This window comes from Sphingobacterium sp. UBA2480 (assembly GCF_002341965.1).
In the GTDB taxonomy this organism is placed as follows: Bacteria; Bacteroidota; Bacteroidia; order Sphingobacteriales; family Sphingobacteriaceae; genus Sphingobacterium; species Sphingobacterium multivorum.
In genome coordinates, this window is the sequence record NZ_DDPA01000008.1 from 321,974 (window position 1) to 336,822 (window position 14,849).

Annotated in this window: 15 protein-coding genes; 7 read left to right on the forward strand and 8 right to left on the reverse strand. The window is 37.5% G+C overall.

The window, feature by feature from the left end; genetic code table 11:
• Positions 1–3 precede the first annotated feature (3 nt).
• From gmk to dnaN, 6 genes are all read right to left on the reverse strand, one after another.
• Complete coding sequence (gene gmk, locus B3600_RS20160; protein ID WP_070562620.1) at positions 4–573, reverse strand: guanylate kinase; 570 nt, start codon at positions 571–573, stop codon at positions 4–6.
• 2 nt (positions 574–575) lie between these two features.
• Positions 576–1,451: a YicC/YloC family endoribonuclease gene (locus B3600_RS20165; protein WP_112375171.1), complete on the reverse strand. Its 876-nt coding sequence runs from the start codon at positions 1,449–1,451 to the stop codon at positions 576–578.
• 83 nt (positions 1,452–1,534) lie between these two features.
• A complete protein-coding gene (locus B3600_RS20170; protein WP_286754202.1) occupies positions 1,535–2,107 on the reverse strand; it encodes a CAP domain-containing protein in 573 nt (190 codons plus the stop codon).
• A gap of 167 nt (positions 2,108–2,274) precedes the next feature.
• Complete coding sequence (locus B3600_RS20175) at positions 2,275–2,922, reverse strand: DedA family protein (RefSeq protein WP_070562625.1); 648 nt, start codon at positions 2,920–2,922, stop codon at positions 2,275–2,277.
• A 27-nt stretch (positions 2,923–2,949) separates the two neighbouring features.
• Positions 2,950–3,612 (reverse strand): DedA family protein, encoded by a 663-nt coding sequence (locus tag B3600_RS20180; protein WP_083295820.1) that lies wholly within the window; start codon positions 3,610–3,612, stop codon positions 2,950–2,952.
• Positions 3,613–3,625: 13 nt separating this feature from the next.
• Positions 3,626–4,747 carry a DNA polymerase III subunit beta gene (gene dnaN / locus B3600_RS20185; protein WP_046672565.1) on the reverse strand — a complete coding sequence of 374 codons (1,122 nt, stop codon included), beginning with the start codon at positions 4,745–4,747 and terminating at the stop codon, positions 3,626–3,628.
• Positions 4,748–4,956: 209 nt separating this feature from the next.
• Between dnaN and B3600_RS20190 the strand changes: the two genes are divergently transcribed.
• The 7 genes from B3600_RS20190 to B3600_RS20220 all read left to right on the forward strand — a co-directional run bounded on the left by B3600_RS20190 (position 4,957) and on the right by B3600_RS20220 (position 10,770).
• Positions 4,957–6,099 carry an ATP-binding protein gene (locus tag B3600_RS20190; RefSeq protein WP_070562628.1) on the forward strand — a complete coding sequence of 381 codons (1,143 nt, stop codon included), beginning with the start codon at positions 4,957–4,959 and terminating at the stop codon, positions 6,097–6,099.
• Between the two features lie 10 nt (positions 6,100–6,109).
• On the forward strand, positions 6,110–7,483 hold the full coding sequence (locus B3600_RS20195; protein ID WP_286754203.1) for a PSP1 domain-containing protein: 1,374 nt from the start codon (positions 6,110–6,112) through the stop codon (positions 7,481–7,483).
• Positions 7,484–7,536: 53 nt separating this feature from the next.
• Entirely contained in the window at positions 7,537–8,007 is a 471-nt protein-coding gene (locus B3600_RS20200; protein ID WP_286709788.1) for a gliding motility lipoprotein GldH, read from the forward strand.
• A complete protein-coding gene (gene lpxK / locus B3600_RS20205; protein WP_286754204.1) occupies positions 8,004–9,053 on the forward strand; it encodes a tetraacyldisaccharide 4'-kinase in 1,050 nt (349 codons plus the stop codon). Before B3600_RS20200 ends, lpxK begins: the two co-directional genes overlap by 4 nt.
• Before the next feature lie 161 nt (positions 9,054–9,214).
• The gene (locus tag B3600_RS20210; protein WP_286754205.1) at positions 9,215–9,583 is read left to right on the forward strand and encodes a hypothetical protein; all 369 of its coding nucleotides are present in this window, start codon (positions 9,215–9,217) and stop codon (positions 9,581–9,583) included.
• A gap of 347 nt (positions 9,584–9,930) precedes the next feature.
• On the forward strand, positions 9,931–10,314 hold the full coding sequence (locus tag B3600_RS20215) for a hypothetical protein (protein WP_286754206.1): 384 nt from the start codon (positions 9,931–9,933) through the stop codon (positions 10,312–10,314).
• A gap of 54 nt (positions 10,315–10,368) precedes the next feature.
• Entirely contained in the window at positions 10,369–10,770 is a 402-nt protein-coding gene (locus B3600_RS20220; protein WP_070562646.1) for a hypothetical protein, read from the forward strand.
• 150 nt (positions 10,771–10,920) lie between these two features.
• Here B3600_RS20220 and dnaA read toward each other — a convergent pair whose 3' ends face one another.
• Both dnaA and dxs read right to left on the reverse strand, forming a co-directional pair.
• Positions 10,921–12,345 carry a chromosomal replication initiator protein DnaA gene (gene dnaA, locus B3600_RS20225; RefSeq protein WP_046672557.1) on the reverse strand — a complete coding sequence of 475 codons (1,425 nt, stop codon included), beginning with the start codon at positions 12,343–12,345 and terminating at the stop codon, positions 10,921–10,923.
• Positions 12,346–12,888: 543 nt separating this feature from the next.
• Positions 12,889–14,817 (reverse strand): 1-deoxy-D-xylulose-5-phosphate synthase, encoded by a 1,929-nt coding sequence (gene dxs / locus B3600_RS20230; protein WP_286709791.1) that lies wholly within the window; start codon positions 14,815–14,817, stop codon positions 12,889–12,891.
• Positions 14,818–14,849 lie beyond the last annotated feature (32 nt).

The window sequence follows — 14,849 nt, forward strand, 5'->3', positions numbered from 1 at the left end:
AACTTATTTATTGATAAATCCCATGACAATTTCTTCCGCATCGGCACATGCTGTAGCTAAATCAAAATTGTTCAATATGACATCAAATTTATTGGCATAGGTAAGTTCCAATTCTGCTTTCGCAAAACGCTCTTTCAGCTTTTCTTCCGAATCCGTTCCACGTCCTGTCAAACGCTCCTTAAGCACCTCCAATGATGGCGGTTGTACGAAAATAGAAATTGCCTGTTCTGGGAATTTTGATTTCAAACGTAATCCACCGACAACGTCGATATCAAAAATAACATGTTTACCTTCTTTCCAAATACGCTCAATTTCTGAACGCAAAGTACCATAGAAAGTCCCTGAATATACTTCCTCAAATTCGATAAACTCCTGTTTTGCTACCTTATGCAAAAATTCTTCTTTCGACATAAAATAGTAGTCCTTTCCATTTACCTCCTGCCCTCTTGGATCACGTGTACTTGCTGAAATGGAAAATTCAATCTTATCACCGTGTTTACTTAAAAGATCTCTTACTATTGTCGTTTTTCCAGCTCCCGATGGTGCCGAGAATATAATTAATTTACCGCTCATTCTTATAATACGTTGAGCAATTGCTCTTTTATTTTTTCCAATTCTTCTTTCATTCTGACCACGATCTGTTGAATGCCGGCATGGTTAGCTTTGGAACCTAAGGTATTGATCTCCCGCCCCATTTCTTGTGAAATAAATCCCAATTTTTTCCCGTTTGAATCCGCAGAATCAAATGCCTTTAAAAAGTAATTGCAATGGGCGCGCAATCGGACTTTTTCTTCGGTCACATCCAATTTGTCAATGTAGTAAACCAACTCCTGTTCAAATCGGTTCTGATCCACATTATCTTTACCCACCGTATCATTTAAAAATTGTTCAATACGCTGTCTGATCAAAGGAATACGTTCTACTTCTAAGGCCTCTACTTCTCCAAGGTAAGTTAAAATAAGCTCCGCGCGCTTCTTTAAATCTCCAGCAAGCACATTACCCTCGTCTTCACGAAATGTAGTAAAACGTTTGACCGCATCATAGAAAGCATCCATCAACACTTTGGATTCTTCGTCATCAACGGAATCATCATTATTGGTAATTACCTCAGGCATATTTAACGCCAGTTCAAACAGATTGACATTGGTATCGTTAAGTTCCAAAGCGATCTGCTGCAATTGACTGTAATATTTTTTGAGTAAATCAGCATTAATAGAAGATGCCTTCGCCGTTTGATCCGTGTATTCAACAGTTACATTCATGTTCACTTTACCACGCTCAATAAGTTTACTGCTCTCAGTGCGCAGGGTCAATTCTTTGTCCGAAACAACTTTGGGCAAGCGAAGATTTAATTCAAGGAATTTTGAATTTAAGGACTTTATTTCGACACTATATTTAACTTTACCGTTATCAGCGGAAGCCGTGCCATATCCTGTCATGGATTTTATCATATGCAAAGGTATGACTTTTCAGTAAAAATTGAATACCCTGCGTCGATTAATTGCTGATACTCCCCAAATTACCTTTCATTTATCTACCAGTCGTGCTTGGCTATGATAACAACTAAATAACTTTCATAAGGTTTGGCACCTTTACACTCGACGTAACCAATTCCGACATCGTATAGCGAAGCATTCCACTGATCCATGCCCAGTAAATGTGTGCGATGATGATAACCCGGAGCTTCCTTTCCAATAATTAGAGCCTTAATGCCAGCGGTAGCACTAGATCGGTTGGCCGCAATAGACTCAAAATTGTTTGCATTTCGTTTGGACAGCCATGTTGGGTTAAGTTGATATCCGGCTTCGTCAATGAAATAATTTGGTCCATACCCCTCAGGTGAAACATTGTCAAAATAGGAGCGCTTGGCCATATCTTTTGCCCGATAAACTGCAACCTCCGCCAACTCCTTATTCCAATTGAGTTTGGTCCGTTTAATCTTCTGCAAGTTGAAGAGCTTCAGCTCTTTCTTATACCGTTCTGGATTCGTACGGATTTTGTTCAGTAATTCATAGGCCTCGGTCGCCTGATGATGATCGACAACGATACGTTGGGCAAAAATAGACTGTGTAAAAAGCAGGATAAATGCTAAAACCAAATAGTTCATACGTAAATAATATCTTCTTGAGTGAGCTGACGAGATATCCAAACTATCGTCTCCCCTTCGCTTTTATAGAGTCTAACCTCTTGTTTATAGGCAATGTTTGTACTTTTTAATAGGGATATTTCGTACCAATCCTTTAACCTTAAAAGACTGCATTTAGTATGTAACGTTTAATCTTTTTTTGTTTTTGTCTGCGAAAAAAACTGTATAAGCATGGGTATTAAGCTAATAAAGATAACCGCCAAAATAACAAGGGAAAAATTATGCTTAAAAAATGGTATTTGTCCAAAATAATAGCCAGCCAAAATAAATAACGAAACCCATAATATGCCCCCAAGTATATTATATTTCCCGAAGGTTGTATAGGGCATACGGCCAATGCCTGCCACAAATGGTGCAAAAGTCCTTATAATCGGTACGAATCGGGCATATACAATAGTCCTTGTTCCATGCTTAGCATAGAAATCTTGCGTTTTTTGCAGATAAGCCGGTTTAAATAACCTTGATCCAGGCTTAAAAACCCGAACTCCAAAATATTTGCCAATTTCATAATTCACAAAATCACCGAAGATAGCGGCAAAAATAAGAATGACTATAAATAATGGTAAGGAAAGCTGACAATCCGGACGGGCAATGATTGCTCCCAAGGCAAATAAAACGGAGTCACCAGGGAGGAATGGGGTAACAACAAATCCTGTCTCCGCAAAAATGATTAAAAACAAAATCAGATAAGTCCAATTTTCATAACTATTGATCAGTTGCAATAGATGCTGATCGATATGCAGGATAAAATCAATAAGCTGTGAAATGAATTCCATTTTTTTGATCTATAAAAAAAGGGAATCTTATTGGATTCCCTTTTTAGTTTTTATCTTTTCTTTTACAAGCTCGAAGATTATTGGCAATATGGATATAAAAATAATAATCAATACGACCTTCGAGAAGTTATCTCTTATAATAGGGATATTTCCTAAAAAGTATCCTGCTAGGGTTATACCTCCCACCCACAAGACGGCACCTACGACATTATAGGTAATGAAAGTACCATAATTCATCCTTCCAATACCACCAACAAAAGGCGCCAAGGTCCGTACGATTGGTACAAAGCGAGCGATAACAATTGTTTTACTGCCATATTTCTCATAAAAAGAATGTGTTTTGGCAATTTGCTCGTCTTTGACAACCTGTTTACCAAAGAGCTTAAATCTTGTAAGGCGCATACCAAAATGTTTACCGATAGCATAATTTAAGGAATCCCCAGAAACTGCGGCGATCAATAAAATGAGAATCATCAACCATACGTTAAGATCATTCGGTTGTGCGGCAAGCATACCTGCAGCAAACAACAACGAATCTCCCGGTAAAAAAGGCATTACAACCACTCCAGTTTCTACAAAAATGATGAGAAACAGAATAAGGTATGTCCAAGTCTGATAATCATTGACTATTTCAACCAAATGTTTATCGATATGGAGAATAAAGTCAATAAGATGCGTAACTATTTCCAAAGCGAAAAGACGATTAAGCGTTGTTTAACATAACCGGCATCACCAACATCAAAATATCTTCATGATCTTCAGATACAGCCGGAATCAATAAACCAGCACGATTTGGCGTACTCATCTCCAAAACAACTTCTTCACTTTCCAAGTTATTTAACATCTCGACCAAGAATTTAGCGTTGAAACCAATTTCCATATCATCGCCTTCAAATTGACAGGATAAACGTTCATGCGCTTCATTCGAGAAATCAAGATCTTCTGCAGAGATATGCAATTCACTACCCGAGATCTTTAGGCGAACCTGATGTGTGGTTTTATTAGCGAAAATCACCACCCGTCTCAATGTATTTAAAAACAATAGTCTATCGACAGTCAACTTATTTGGATTGACTTGAGGAATTACAGCAGCATAATCGGGGTAACGCTCATCAATCAACCGACAGATCAAATTGATATTACCAAAGCTAAAGAATGCATTGGTTTGATTATATTCAATAGATACTGTAATATCATCGGATGGCAATGAAGATTTAAGTAAAGAAAGTGCTTTTTTCGGTAAAATAAGGGATGCGGGTTTCTCCGCTCCGATATCCGTTCTTGAATAACGCACTAACTTGTGCGCATCAGTAGAGACAAAAGTCACATTCTTTTCAGCTAATTGGACCAAAACACCAGACATAGCAGGCCTCAACTCATCATTACTGACGGCAAAGATCGTCTTACTGATTGCTTCAGACAGAATAGGCGCTGGCATCTGAATGACTGAACCATTATCTATTGAAGGAATTTTAGGAAAATCGTCAGCATTCTCTCCACTCAATTTATATTTCCCATCACCGGCACTGATCTCAATAGCCAAGGTATTCATGTCTACTGAAAATGCTACTGGTTGATCTGGCAAAGTTTTTAATGTCTCGATCAAAATCTTCGACGGCATGGCTACTCTTCCCTCTTCCTTTGCTTCGATCTGTAAAGAAGTAACCATACTTGTTTGCAGATCCGTAGCAGAAATAGTCAAATTATTGTCTTTTATTTCAAAAAGAAAGTTTTCCAAGATTGGCAAAACAGTACTTGTACTGGATGCACCATTGATAGCTTGTAACTGCTTTAATAAAATTGATGTTGATACAATGAATCTCATTTCCTGAATACTAATTATTATGTGCAATAATACACAAATTAATCAATATTTTTCAGTTTTATGGGCGCCTTTCTTTCCACATCAGGCGATTTCAATCGTTCAAATAAGCAATTGTATTTCAATTAATAAGCACAGCGCCAAAAGTATAGAAAGCAAATTGGGCCCAATAAATCACAATATTTATTACATTTGTATAATAGCAGTATTGTATGCAGTTTAAAGAGATCATTGGGCACAAAGACATCAAGGAACATTTAGTTCGCACAGTTCAAGAAAACCGTGTGAGTCACGCGCAATTATTTCTTGGTCCTGAGGGTTCAGGCAGCCTTGCTCTTGCTTATGCTTATGCGCAGTTTTTGAATTGCGAAAACCGGCAATTGACAGACAGTTGTGGCGAATGTCCATCGTGTCGAAAATATAGCAAACTGATCCACCCTGATCTTCACATGTCGTATCCTTTTATAGCCAAGCATAAGGAAGATACAGCAACAGATTATGCGGACAGCTGGCGAAAATCTTTTCTATCCAATCCCTACATGGGACTGGAATATTGGCGCAATCAGTTGGATGCGGACAATAAACAGGTGAATATCAATATTGCAGAGGCGCATGGTATCATCAAAAAATTAAGCCTAAAGTCCTTTGAAGCGGAATATAAAGTTTTAATTATGTGGTTGCCCGAATACTTGGACACACAAGGCAATGCGCTGTTAAAGTTAATCGAAGAACCACCTGAAAAAACGCTCTTTATTCTAGTTGCAGAAAATCAGGACAAAATATTAAATACGATCATATCACGTACGCAATTGGTCAAAATAAAGAAGTTGGATCACATGGAGGTCGCACAACATCTCAAGAGCGTATATCATCTTTCGGATCAGGAATCAGCTGAAATTGCGTTTATAGCGGATGGAAACCTGCAAGAAGCCATGAATCAAATTCAATCGCAAACAAATAATCATTTTGGCATTTTAGTCAATTGGTTGCGTTTCATTGTTTCAGATGCTGGAACCAATATGATCTCGTTAGTGGAAGAAGAACTCTCAAAAATGGGGCGAGAAAACCAAAAAAGCTTTCTTTTTTATGCAATTAATATGATGCGTCAAATTATATTAATCAAAGAAGGGCTTTCCAGTTTAGTGTTCTTACCGGCCAAAGAATTGGATTTTGTTCAGAAATTTGCAGTACACTATACCGTTGAACAAATTGAAGCAACAATAAATCTATTTGAGGAAACACATTATTTTGTAGAAAGAAATGCAAATCCCAAAATATTATTTTTAGATTTATCTTTGCAGTTAACATTAATATACAAGTACAAAACGTTTCCGAAAGGAACTCAATATATATAAATAGAAAACTATGGGATGTGGCAGTTGCTCATCCGGCGGAGGTTGCGGTACTACCACGACAAATGGTACACCGGCAGGATGTCAGAACAATGGCTCTTGCATGACTAGCGGATGTAATAAATTAGATGTATATGACTGGCTTTCCGATATGGATATGCCTTCAAACTATAAACCATTTAATATCGTCGAAGTACGATTCAAGGGATCACGAAAAGATTTCTTTATTAATGTAGACAATACCTACCTAGAAATGGGGGAAATGGTGGTCGTAGAACCTTCTACCGGTGGCTATGATGTCGGACATGTCTCCTTAACAGGTGAATTGGTCAGACTACAATTAAAAAAGAACAATGTTACCCCAGAAATGGTAACTAAAAAAATCTATCGGAAGCCCAATGAAATGGATGTAGAGAAGTATAACGCAGCAAAAGATCTCGAATGGGAAACGATGCACAAAGCCCGTAAACTGGCTTTGGACCTGGGTTTGTCCATGAAGATTTCTGATGTTGACTACCAGGGTGATAAAACCAAGGCTACCTTCTACTACACAGCTGAGGGCCGCGTGGATTTCCGTGAGCTTATCAAAAAAATGGCCGAATCTTTCAGGATACGCATAGAAATGCGCCAGATAGGTATGCGACAAGAAGCTAGCCGCCTCGGTGGCATCGGCTCCTGTGGTCGCGAACTTTGCTGTTCAACCTGGTTAACGGATTTCAAAACGGTTTCTACATCGGCAGCACGTTATCAAAATCTTTCGTTGAATACGTTAAAATTAGCGGGCCAATGCGGAAAATTAAAATGCTGTCTCAATTATGAATTGGATAGCTACATGGATGCTTTAAAAGACATCCCCAATAATATCGACCGCATCGAAACACAAAAAGGAGTTGCTTATCTTCAAAAGACCGATATCTTCAAGAAAATGATGTGGTTCTCTTTTCCTGGAGCTGAAAATTGGATTGCCATCCCCGTTCAACAAGTCAAAGAGCTTGTCGAAATGAATAAGCAGGGAATCAAACCGGAAGCTATTTCGAGTGCAGTAGATAACGATGAAGTCAGAGAAGAGAAAAATATCAACTACGATTATGAAAATGTGGTCGGCCAAGATAGCTTAACGCGACTTGATGATCGGAATAAAAGAAAGAAAAAAAGAAAATCAAAAAGCAACACAGTCAAACCGGAAAATAAGGCTGGACAAAAGACTGAAAAGTCGGACCCAAATCCACCCAAACAAGGAGGAAAACCTCAGGTAGCGAACGATTCTACAGCACCTACGGTGAATAAAGACAATAAAGAAGGTGGGAATAGACCAAAGAAACGTTTTAACCGCAATCGGAATAAAAACAAAGGTAATAACAACAATGCTGCTCCAAAAGCAGAATAAAAAAAAATATGCCTAATTTTAACCCATTAGGCATATTCTTTTTATAAATAAACATGAGACTCAAACGCACACCATTTCTTATTGGTATATTATGTATTTGCATAGGGGGTTCTTGTGAACAGACTTCCATTATAAATGATAACAAACCCATTGATAATAAAGCTTGGTTGAATACATCACCGCCTAGCTTTCAATTTCATATTAGTGATAAAACCAAACGATATGATGTATTAATGGATGTTCGTCATACACCGGAATATGCCTTTTCGAACCTTTTTATCCTGATTTACCAACGTGGTCCAGATAAGAAGCAATCTATTTTCCGCAAAGAAATAAAAATGGCTCGATCCGATGGAAAATGGCTCGGAAAATCCTCAGGGAGCTTATATAATAACCAATCCATAATCCATAAAGATTACCTATTTCCGGATACAGGTATGTATACTATTTCCATCATGCAGAATATGAAGGAAAATCCGTTGAAAGAAATCACCGACGTCGGACTAACGGTTATTCCAAAATGATTGCTTTTTTACGTTATCTATTATTCCCCTTTTCGATCCTATACGGCTTAATCGTATGGCTAAGAAATAGACTATACGATTTCAAGCTGCTCAGCTCAAAGTCATTTGAAATTCCCACGATTGTAATCGGTAACCTTTCTGTCGGAGGTACAGGAAAAAGCCCAATGACTGAATTTGTTGTTTCAAGCCTCAAAGATCAGTATAAAACAGCAATACTTAGTCGAGGCTATGGGCGGGTGACTAGCGGATTTCATTTGGTAAAGACCGATTCGCTAGCAAACAATGTTGGCGATGAACCCTTACAATTCAAAAATAAATTTCCATCGGTTACCGTTGCGGTTTGTGAAGACCGCTGTACGGGAATAGAAAAACTTCAATCAGATCATCAACTGATTATTCTGGATGATGCCTATCAGCATCGAAAATTATCGCCGCTTTTTAATATTCTATTGTTTGATTTTTTATCATTTGGTAGTCCCATGTTTGTTTTTCCTACAGGAAACTTTAGGGACTTACTGATTGAAGCCAAACGGGCGCAGATTATAACAATTACCAAATGTCCAATAGATCTCTCGAACCCTGATAAAAAGCGTATAGAACGTAAAATCAGACGCTATAATAAGAACGCATTAATTACTTTTAGCCATATAAATTACTTTCAAGCCATTGACAGCGTCGGAAATACGATCGATTTCAACGACAGCGATGTTATTTTGGTTACAGGCATTGCCAAACCGCAACCGCTCGTGGATTATATCAAAAAGAAGGCAAATTTGGTCAAACACCTATCTTTTGGGGATCATCATACTTTTAGTGAATCAGATATTGAACAAATTACAAAATCCTACCGAAGCCTAGCTAGTAGTAACAAAATGCTGTTGACTACCGAAAAAGACTTTCAGCGGTTAAAACCATTTCAACAACAATTGGCGGCTATTGATTTGGTCTATCTTCCAATAGGCCTACAATTTCATGATCCTATCCATAAAGAACTATTCCTTAAAACAATCCATAATGCAGTAGCTCAAAGTGTTAATCAACCTTAAATTTTGTTAAGATAAATTGCTATACTAAACTTTTTCCTCAAATTTATATTCAATAGGTAAACGAAACTACTTAAAAGTCTTTTCGGTCCATAGGGATGGACAATAAACAAATAGAGTGCTCAATTACAATGATTGGCATTCATGATATAAACTATACAAAGATGAAAAAGAAAATTTTAATGGCAGTAGCCTGTTTATTATTAAGCGCTACAGGAGTTTTTGCGCAACAACGTCAACAACGCAGTCCTGAGGAACAAGCTAAAATGCGTGTAGAGCATCTTGACAAATTACTTAGCCTCAATCAAACACAAAAAGATTCGATTTATAACCTTACATTGACTCAAGCGCAAAAACGGGCTGCTCTTCGAAACGATGGGGGAGATCGTAAGGCCAATATGGAAAAATATAAACAGCTTCAGGAAATACAAACAGCTAAGATCAAATCTTGGCTTAGTCCAGAACAAGGTAAGTTATTTGACGAACAACAAGAAAAAATGAAGGAAAGAATGTCTAGACGTTCCGATAATTAATGATTAAAATACTTTTAAAGAAAGGCTCTTGTTTTATGTACAGGGGCCTTTTTTATTGCTTGTATCTATTTTGTGTATATCATTATTTACCCATACAAGTCTTAGTCAATGCAGTATATTTTAATCATCACGAGGTGATCGCGCCGAACAAGATATCCGGCATCGGATAAATCATCGTTACCTTGTTTTGTTTATTCTAAAACAAAACCAACATATTGTTTTACAATCTATTAACACATTATCCTGTGTTAAAAATTTGTTAAAGTAACAACTTTAATACAATATAAATACCAATTCCAAGTTTTATAGTAAAACAGTTTAATTGTAACTTTTTAAATACAATAGATATGAAAAAGCTAATTTTAACAGGAATCGGATTCTTTTTGGCCCTCAGCCTAACATTTGCCCAACAGGGTACTCCGGAGGAAACTGCGGCAAAAGCAACAACTGAACTTGTTCAGAAACTGAATCTGAATGATGAGCAAAAGACTGCAGTATCAACGATATTATTGGATCAGGCAAAAACCGAGCAAACGATAACAAAAGACAGTAGCTCCTCTGCTGAAGTAAAAAATGAAGCACTAAATAAGCTTCAAAGCGAGGTAGACACCAAAGTCAGCCAGCTGCTAACCGAGGATCAAAAAGCACTTTACCAAAAAATAATTGCTGAGAGACCGGCGAAATCAGCCCCTGGGACAAAACAACCAGTAACAACTGACCCCATGCGTTAATAGTGAAAAAAATAGAGAATAAACATTGAATAACTTCATCTAAAATTAAACATCATGAAAAAGCTATTTTTAACAGGTATAGGTTTCTTTCTAGCAATGAGCCTAACATTTGCACAACAAACAACACCAGAAGAGAATGCAACCAAAGTGGTGACCGAATTAGTGACAAAGCTAACATTAAACGAAGAGCAAAAAACAGCCGTGTCAACCATCGTATTAAACCAAGAAAAGGCTATTGCAGCCGTTATCCAGGACGCGACAGCTACAGCTGATGCCAAAAAGGAAAGCATAACCAAAATTCAAGGTGAATCCGATACTAAGATAGCACAACTGCTCACCGATGAACAAAAGACAGCTTATCAGAAATATGTCACAGAGAGACCCCCAGTAAGTATTCCTGCGACTCAAGAAAAAACTGAACAAAACGAATCCGGCAACGGACAGAGCAATCAATAACAACAATCGTTCTATTAAGAATGAAAAACCTCTGGATATAGATTATGTCCAGAGGTTTTTTAATACCTTACAAGAGCTTAAATGCATTAAAAAAGGGCTATCCAATCATCTTGGACAGCCCCTTTTGTTTACTGCTTACGGTAATTGACATTAAGATTTCAATTTTTTCATAATGTCACTTACATAAGTCTTAAATTTCTTGTCAGTTTCAATTAAATCCTCTACGGTTTGACATGCATAAATGACTGTCGAGTGGTCTCTTCCTCCGAAGAAAGCTCCGATCGATTTTAGTGAAGATTTGGTATGAGCTTTTGCTAAATACATCGAAATTTGCCTGGCCTGCACGATTTCACGCTTCCTAACTTTCGACTTTACCATATCTACAGGAACTTCAAAATATTCACAAACTAATTTCTGAATAAAGTCCATTGAAATTTCCTTATGGGTATTCTTCACAAAGTTCTTCAACATCGATTTTGCTAAACCCAAATCGATCTCCTTCTTGTTCAATGTAGATTGAGCCAATAATGAAACCATAGCTCCTTCCAATTCACGAACACTGTTATCGATTTGTGTTGCGACATATTCCACTACATTTTCAGGTAAATCAATACCGTCAGAATACATCTTCTTCTTCAAAATTGCCATTCTCGTCTCAAGATCAGGAATCTGAATATCTGCAGATAATCCCCATTTAAAACGACTAAGCAAACGTTCCTCCAAACCAGCTAAATCCTTAGGTGCCTTGTCTGAAGTTAAAATAATCTGCTTTCCAGATTGATGCAAATGATTAAAAATATGGAAGAAAATATCCTGTGTTTTTTCTTTACCAGCAAAATTATGCACATCATCCATAATGATGACATCCATTGCTTGATAAAAGTTAACGAAGTCATTGATTGTGTTATTTTTCAATGAATCCACAAACTGTTGACAGAATTTTTCACAAGACACATAAATGACCAGTTTATCGGGAAGATTTCTTTTGATTTCATTTCCGATTGCTTGGGCAAGGTGTGTCTTTCCTAAACCAACATCACCATAAATCATCAAAGGGTTGAATGAAGTACCGCCCGGTTTATTCGCCACAGCATATCCTGCAGAACGAGCAAGACGGTTACACTCCCCTTCGATAAAATTTTCGAATGTATAGTTTTGATTCAATTGCGGATCAACCTGCAATTTTTTCAATCCAGGAATAACAAACGGATTTTTGATATCCCTATTTAAAGATACCGGCACAGGGATAGATTGCCTTTTCCCTTCTGCTCCATTGCCATTCGATGGAAGATTAGTCGTATAAGGATGAGAAGCTGAAGACTTCTCCACTACAATATTGTATTCCAATCTACCTTGCTCTCCTAGGAATTTCTTTACGGTCTTGCGAAGAATTCCTACATAGTGTTCTTCCAACCACTCATAAAAAAATAAGCTAGGCACTTGAATAGTCAAAACGTCACCCTCCAAACGGACTGCTTTCACAGGTTCAAACCAGGTCTTGAAACTTTGTGCTGGTATATTATCTTTGATAATCGAAAGACAATTATTCCAGACACTTGAATACGTTTTTTCCATTCTAAAATTGTTAATAAGTTGATTTACAATACGCGACAAAAAATATGTTGATAACTTTCTCTGAGAACGAAGATGACAAAAAAAAATCAGCTAAAAAACTAAAATATAAAATAATTGATAATACATTATATATCAGTATTTTACCATGTAAAATTGTGGAAAACTAGCGCTAAAATTGATCTCTAAAAATAATTATTAACATTCCAAATTTATTTCAAAAAAAAGAACAAAAAAAGTAGCAAACTTACTACCTATCAGTCCTTAAGGTCTAAATCTAAATTAACCAAAATAATAGCTAATTACAATCTTTAGTTCATATATTTTTAATATTAAATTTATAAGAATTTAAAGCCAACTTAACATCATTGTCAGAGGACTATTAAAGTTATTTACGCACAACCTTAAAACAAAAATCAATGCGGATTATAGGACAGAAAAAAACAAATTGTAACAGATGAGATGAGTTCTAAATTCAAACATCCCTACCCTTGAAAAATGAAAAAGGAGATNNATCTCCTTTTTCATTTTTCAAATGTATAGCTCTTATCCGACCATTGAGCTGGTCAATTTTCCATTGCAAAGTTTTTTGGCTTCTGATACGATAGCATCAGCATCGTAGTGTGCATGCTTCCACTGTGCATTTTGTTCAGCATGCTCAATGATCTTATCCGGAATACCCAAACGAACAACCTGGCTATGATATCCGTGATCGGCCATAAACTCCAATACAGCCGAACCTATGCCCCCCTGTAAACTTCCATCTTCAACCGTGATAATTTTATCAAATTTCTGAAAGACCTGATGAAGCAAAGCTTCATCCAATGGTTTAGCAAATCGAAGATCATAATGCGCTGGATGTATTCCCAGTTCATTTAACTGCTGTACCGCTTTAACAGCTTCATTTCCTATCGCTCCAAAACTTAAGATAGCAAGCTCCTCACCTGCTGATATAAGACGCCCCTTTCCTATTTCTATTTCTGTAAATGGGCGACGCCAGTCTGGCATAACACCATTTCCTCTAGGATATCTAATAACAAACGGACCTTTATTGGGTAACTGCGCTGTATACATTAAATTTCGTAACTCTTCCTCATTCATCGGCGCAGAAACCGTCATATTTGGAACACAGCGCATAAAAGCGATATCATAAGCGCCATGATGTGTCGCACCATCCGCACCGACCACTCCCGCACGATCCAAACAGAAAACAACATTCAGATTTTGTAATGCAACATCATGGATGACTTGATCATAAGCGCGTTGCATAAACGACGAATAGATATTACAGAATGGTAATAATCCCTGTGTTGCGAGTCCCGCACTGAATGTAACTGCATGCTGCTCAGCAATACCAACGTCAAATGCACGGTCAGGCATAGCTTTCATCATAATGTTCATGGAAGAACCAGAAGGCATTGCAGGCGTGATCCCCACAATCTTATCATTTTCTTCCGCAAGCTCAACTAAAGTATGTCCAAAAACATCTTGAAATTTAGGTGCTACCGGTTTATCATTCAAAGACTTCTTGATCTCACCCGTAATTTTATCGAATAGACCTGGAGCATGCCATTTCGTCTGATCTTTTTCAGCTAGCGCAAAACCTTTTCCTTTGATGGTGACGGCATGCAATAATTTAGGCCCCGGTATATGCTTAAGGTCTTCAAGGGTCTTAGCCAATTTCTTGACATCATGCCCATCAACCGGTCCAAAATATCTAAAATTTAAAGATTCAAAGAGATTGGCATTTTTTAATAAAGTTCCCTTTATGCTTTTTTCCAATTTTTTGGCAATACCAAGTGCATTTGGACCAACTTCCGAAATCTTGGTCAATACAGCTGCGATATCGTCTCTAAAACGATTATAGCGCTTGGAGGTTGTTATACTTGTCAAATACTCCTTCAATGCGCCTACATTAGGGTCAATGGACATGCAGTTGTCATTCAGAATAACCAAAAGGTTTGATTTCGAAATACCGGCATGATTCAGTGCCTCAAATGCCATTCCACCAGTCAAGGCACCATCACCGATAACCGCGATATGCTGACGATCCTTTTCACCCTTTATTTGGGAAGCGACTGCCATGCCTAATGCTGCAGAAATAGATGTTGACGAGTGTCCAACACCAAATGCATCGTATTGAGATTCAAAACGGTTAGGAAAACCCGAAATTCCGTTCTCAATTCGATTTGTATGAAATATATCGCGACGCCCCGTTAGGATTTTATGCCCATAAGCCTGATGACCTACATCCCAAATCAATTGATCGTATGGGGTATTCATTACGTAATGTAACGCCACCGTTAACTCGACGACTCCCAAACTTGCTGCAAAGTGACCACCATTAACCGAAACCTGATCAATAATAAATTGACGTAATTCCTGACTTAACTGTTCTAATTGGTCTTCCTTTAGCTTTTTAAGATCAGAGGGATCGTTTATTTTACTTAATAGTTCTCCAGCCTCAAACTGCATAGTACTGCTATTTACATGATATGTTCGTACAA